The sequence below is a fragment of the Brachyspira sp. genome, from assembly GCF_050873525.1.
GTDB lineage: Bacteria > Spirochaetota > Brachyspiria > Brachyspirales > Brachyspiraceae > Brachyspira.
In genome coordinates, this window is sequence record NZ_JBNMIZ010000217.1 from 1 (window position 1) to 4,424 (window position 4,424).

Consider the following 4,424-nt stretch of genomic DNA (forward strand, 5'->3'; position numbering starts at 1 on the left):
ATATAGCAATATGATATATAATATTGCTATTATTTTAATTTTAATTAGTGGAAAAAATTATGAAGAAAATTTTATTATTTTTATTTTTAATTAATTTGCTTAACGCTCAAAATATTACGAGGACGAGCGAATATTCTCAAAATTGGGTTAATCGAATAAACCGAAAAACTATAGATATGCAAGGCGCTCTATACGAAGCTATTCCCGGAGGAAATTGGGTTTTGATTTCTGGCAGGTCGCCTTTTTTACTTATAAAAGAATATAAATTTTTAGGAGCGCGTTCCGAGTCTCAGGCATATTATTCTCATCAACAGCCAATAAGTTTATTCTTCGATAACGCTCCGAGTTTGGGAATAATTATGATAGAAGGATATTCGATTGAAGGCGCTAAAATAACGAGATTTTCAAAATATGTTCCGAGTTATGAAGAAAAATTGGACGCTTGGAAAGAAGACAACGCAACTTTTACTAATGACAGATGGGTTGCAAATACAAATGCAAATTGGAGAAAATTTCCCGTGCCTCAACCCGAAGATGTTAACTGGGCGAGCGGAGATTATGCGGGCGAATTATATTAATAAAATTTATAAATGCAATATATTTTTATTATAGCGGTTATATTTTTAGTTATCACGGTTTTATTTTTTATTACAAATAAACAGACAATATCTTTCGATAAAGACTGGATTAATTTAATAAAAGAGAAAAGAGTAAGTGCCGACAAAAATTATATTTTTCAAAAAGACGGCGAACTTATTATAGACGGAAAAAAGAAATTAAATTTTATAAAAGCGATTTCAAATAATGCGGCGGTTTATAGTCATAGCGATTATATCAATAAATTTATGCTTGTGTTTTCGGACTATCCTTCGATTAAAGTGACTTTTATGGAAGGATATATTTCAGAAAATGGAAAACTTTATTATACTTACGCTTATAAAAAATCTTATTATAACAAGCTTCATTTGTGGATGCAAAAAAACGGAGTATTCGAGTCTAAAGAAGTTTGGATTGCTAAAAAAAATATAAATTGGAAAACATTTCCTGCTCCTATGTCGAACGATATAAATTGGGAGAAAAGAGCGCCGATTGGGGATTTATCGAATTAATTAAATTAAATTATTTGCAAAAACCTAATAACCGAATTATAATTAATCCTAATAATAAAAATAAAATTTAAAATAAAATTTTTTTAATAAAAATTTTTAAAAATAAAAATCATAAAATAAAAAAGGAAATTATTATAAATGTCCTATTCCGATAAGATTAGAAATTTCTGCATAATAGCTCATGTCGACCATGGAAAAAGCACTCTGGCGGATAGAATAATAGAACATACAAAAGCGGTTTCAAGCAGAGAAATGAAAGCTCAAATACTCGATTCGATGGATATAGAAAGAGAGCGCGGAATCACAATAAAAAGTCAGGCGGTAAAATTATCTTATCAATCGAAAAACGGAGAAACTTATACTTTTAATTTAATAGATACTCCGGGACATGTAGATTTTAATTATGAAGTGTCTCGTTCGCTTGCCGCATGCGAGGGAGCGATTCTTGTCGTTGACGCGGCGCAGGGAGTCGAAGCTCAAACTATTTCTAATTTTTATTTGGCTTTTGAAAATAATTTGGAAATAGTTCCCGTAATAAATAAAATAGATTTGCCAGCGGCTAATATCGAACTTTGTAAATCTCAAATGGAAAAAGAATTCGGAGTAAATCAAAACGATATAGTTTTAGCGAGCGCAAAAAACGATATAGGAATTGACGAAATATTGGAAGCGGTTGTAAAAATGATTCCTCCTCCAAAAGACAATTCCAATCTCCAAACGAGAGCTTTAATATTCGATTCTTATTATGATGCTTTTAGAGGAGCGGTTATGATAATAAGAATATTTGACGGAGCGATAAAAAAAGGCGATAAAATTCTTTTGATGGAAAGCAAAGCGGTTTACGAAATCGAAGAATGCGGAACTTTACTTTTGGGACTCAAACCTTTAGACGAATTAAAAAGCGGAGAGGTTGGATATATAATCGCGGGAATAAAAAATATCTCGGACATAAAAATCGGAGACACTATAACATTAGAAAATAATCCTTCGAGCGAACCTCTTATAGGATATAAAGAAGTTTTGCCTATGGTTTTTGCGGGAATTTTTCCAGCGGAAGACGAAGATTATACAAACTTACAAAAGGCTTTGGAAAAATTAAAATTAAACGATGCCTCTTTTATATACGAACCCGAACGCTCAATCGCTTTAGGTTTCGGTTATAGATGCGGATTTTTGGGACTTTTGCATTTGGAGATAGTGCAGGAAAGATTGGAGAGAGAATTTAATTTGAATTTGGTTATAACGAGTCCGTCAGTAGAAGTAAAATTAAAACTCACAAACGGAGAAGAAAAAATTATAGACAATCCCGTAGACTTTCCAGCGGCTCAATATATAGAAAAATGCTACGAACCTTTTATAAACGCTTTGATAATAGTTCCGTCAGATTATTTGGGAAATATTATCTCGCTATGCATAGACAGAAGAGGAGTTCAAACTTCATTAAATTATTTGGATGAAAGAAGAGCGGAAATAAAATTCGATTTGCCATTGATAGAAGTCGTTTACGATTTTTACGATAAATTAAAATCAATATCGCGAGGATACGCTTCATTCGATTACGATTTTTCGGATTTTAGAGAAAGCCAAATTGAAAAAATAGATATACTCGTTCATGGAGAAGTCGTGGACGCGCTTTCTTTTATGTCGCATAGAAGCAACGCAGAAACTCGAGGAAGACAAATAATAGAAAAATTAAAATATCTTATTCCGCGTCATATGTTTCAAATTCCTTTGCAGGCGGCAATCGGAGGAAGAATAATCGCAAGAGAAAATATAAGCGCTCTCAGAAAAAATGTCACGGCTAAATGTTACGGCGGCGATATTACAAGAAAAAGAAAATTGCTTGAAAAACAAAAAGAAGGCAAAAAAAGAATGAAGTCAATAGGAAGCGTAGAAATTCCGCAGGACGCGTTTATAAGCGTTCTTAAAACAGACGACAACATGAAATAAAAATAAAAAGCATAATAAAATAAAAATTCTATTATGCTTTAATCTATTATCACACTATTATAAGCTTTGCTAATTTTATTATAGTTTAAACATATTTTTCCAACTGATTGTATATAATATCCGAAAGTCCGAAAGTTTTTGTTTTTGAAAATTCCTTTGAATATTCGTCATAAAGCATATCTTCAAAAATTTCTTCAGCCATTCCGCCGTTTAGCAATTCGCTTTTGTTCACGGTTTTTCGCATTTCTTTAAGCATTTGATTAATCATAAGCGCTTCAAAATCTTCGGAAACTTCTCTCAAACGCTTTTTTTCAAATTCTTTATTTTTATCAATTCCTTCGGCAATTTTATTGTCTTCAATATCCAAAGAAAATTTAGAATTATTATTTTGATACTGCTTTTTTGTATTTTCTAATTTTATCAAATCGGCGCTTTTAGTATTCAAATCGTATCTGTCGATTATATTCATAAATATTCCTTTAGTTTTTAATTTAAGAATAAAATTTTTTAGAATGTTCTAATATATTTGAATTATCGGAAATTAAAAAAAATGATTAAGGATTTTATCTAATTAAAAAAGTCAGTATTTAAAAAAGTTTAAAATAAAAAAGCGCCATATTAAATATGACGCTTTTTATAATTAAATATTAAGAAACATTTATTATGCTTAATTAATAAGGCGTATTGCTTGTTTTTGTAACGGCTCCGTCATTTTCAATAAATCTGCCCCAACCGTAAGGGTAATTTCCAATTTTTCTAACTACATAACCCGTGAAACAACCGCTTGTAGGACTAGTAAATGTGAATGTTCCTTTTTCGGATTTTGGGTCTAATCCCCATTTTTCTGGAGGCGTGAAAACTAATGTTATACTATAAGGATATTCAAAAGTTTCGTCTATTTTTCCGTTATAGCCCGCATAAGAAGCGTTATAACCTAATTGTCCGTCCATTCCGACATTGTTAAAGTTTAGATTGCCTTCTGCATCAATCCAAAATACAGCATAAGGACCGCTCCAAGTTCCGACAAGGTCAGCTTTAGAACCCGTCTTTTTAGTTTCTTCAGGCGCTGGAGTCGGAGTCGGTTCTGGAATAGGAACTATTTCAAAATTGAAAGATTGTTTCACATCCCAAGTAGGCATATCGGAATTAACATTTCCCGCTTTTTCAGGGATAGCCACAACTGGGCTTTGCAATTCTGTCGAACCCTCAACGACCGCGTCAGTCGGTTTTTCACCGCAGGCTACCGAAACGATAACCGTCATAATAGCGATTGCTATTAATGATAAGATTTGTCTTTTAGTAATCATAAATTACTCCTTCTAATAAATGTAAATTATAGAGCCTTTAAACTCTACACTAATAGTA

Annotated in this window: 5 protein-coding genes; 3 read left to right on the forward strand and 2 right to left on the reverse strand. The window is 32.1% G+C overall.

The features are described from left to right. Window positions 1–59 precede the first annotated feature (59 nt). The 3 genes from ACR0QS_RS11445 (at window position 60) to lepA (ending at window position 3,059) form a co-directional block, all read left to right on the forward strand. Window positions 60–578: a hypothetical protein gene (locus ACR0QS_RS11445; RefSeq protein WP_432633581.1), complete on the forward strand. Its 519-nt coding sequence runs from the start codon at window positions 60–62 to the stop codon at window positions 576–578. Window positions 579–590: 12 nt separating this feature from the next. Continuing rightward, window positions 591–1,109, forward strand: a complete 519-nt coding sequence (locus ACR0QS_RS11450; RefSeq protein ID WP_432633582.1) for a hypothetical protein — start codon at window positions 591–593, stop codon at window positions 1,107–1,109. 138 nt (window positions 1,110–1,247) lie between these two features. Further along, window positions 1,248–3,059 carry a translation elongation factor 4 gene (gene lepA, locus ACR0QS_RS11455; protein ID WP_432633583.1) on the forward strand — a complete coding sequence of 604 codons (1,812 nt, stop codon included), beginning with the start codon at window positions 1,248–1,250 and terminating at the stop codon, window positions 3,057–3,059. A gap of 85 nt (window positions 3,060–3,144) precedes the next feature. Here lepA and ACR0QS_RS11460 read toward each other — a convergent pair whose 3' ends face one another. Together ACR0QS_RS11460 and ACR0QS_RS11465 are read right to left on the reverse strand one after the other, a co-directional pair. Continuing rightward, window positions 3,145–3,528 (reverse strand): rod-binding protein, encoded by a 384-nt coding sequence (locus ACR0QS_RS11460; protein ID WP_432633584.1) that lies wholly within the window; start codon window positions 3,526–3,528, stop codon window positions 3,145–3,147. Between the two features lie 202 nt (window positions 3,529–3,730). Next, the gene (locus tag ACR0QS_RS11465) at window positions 3,731–4,366 is read right to left on the reverse strand and encodes a hypothetical protein (RefSeq protein ID WP_432633585.1); all 636 of its coding nucleotides are present in this window, start codon (window positions 4,364–4,366) and stop codon (window positions 3,731–3,733) included. Between the last annotated feature and the right edge of the window lie 58 nt (window positions 4,367–4,424).

Coding starts and splice junctions, on each gene's coding strand:
- ACR0QS_RS11445 (WP_432633581.1), top strand. CDS start 60: ATGAAGAAAATTTTATTATTTTTATTTTTAATTAATTTGCTTAACGCT.
- ACR0QS_RS11450 (WP_432633582.1), top strand. CDS start 591: ATGCAATATATTTTTATTATAGCGGTTATATTTTTAGTTATCACGGTT.
- lepA (WP_432633583.1), top strand. CDS start 1,248: ATGTCCTATTCCGATAAGATTAGAAATTTCTGCATAATAGCTCATGTC.
- ACR0QS_RS11460 (WP_432633584.1), bottom strand. CDS start 3,528: ATGAATATAATCGACAGATACGATTTGAATACTAAAAGCGCCGATTTG.
- ACR0QS_RS11465 (WP_432633585.1), bottom strand. CDS start 4,366: ATGATTACTAAAAGACAAATCTTATCATTAATAGCAATCGCTATTATG.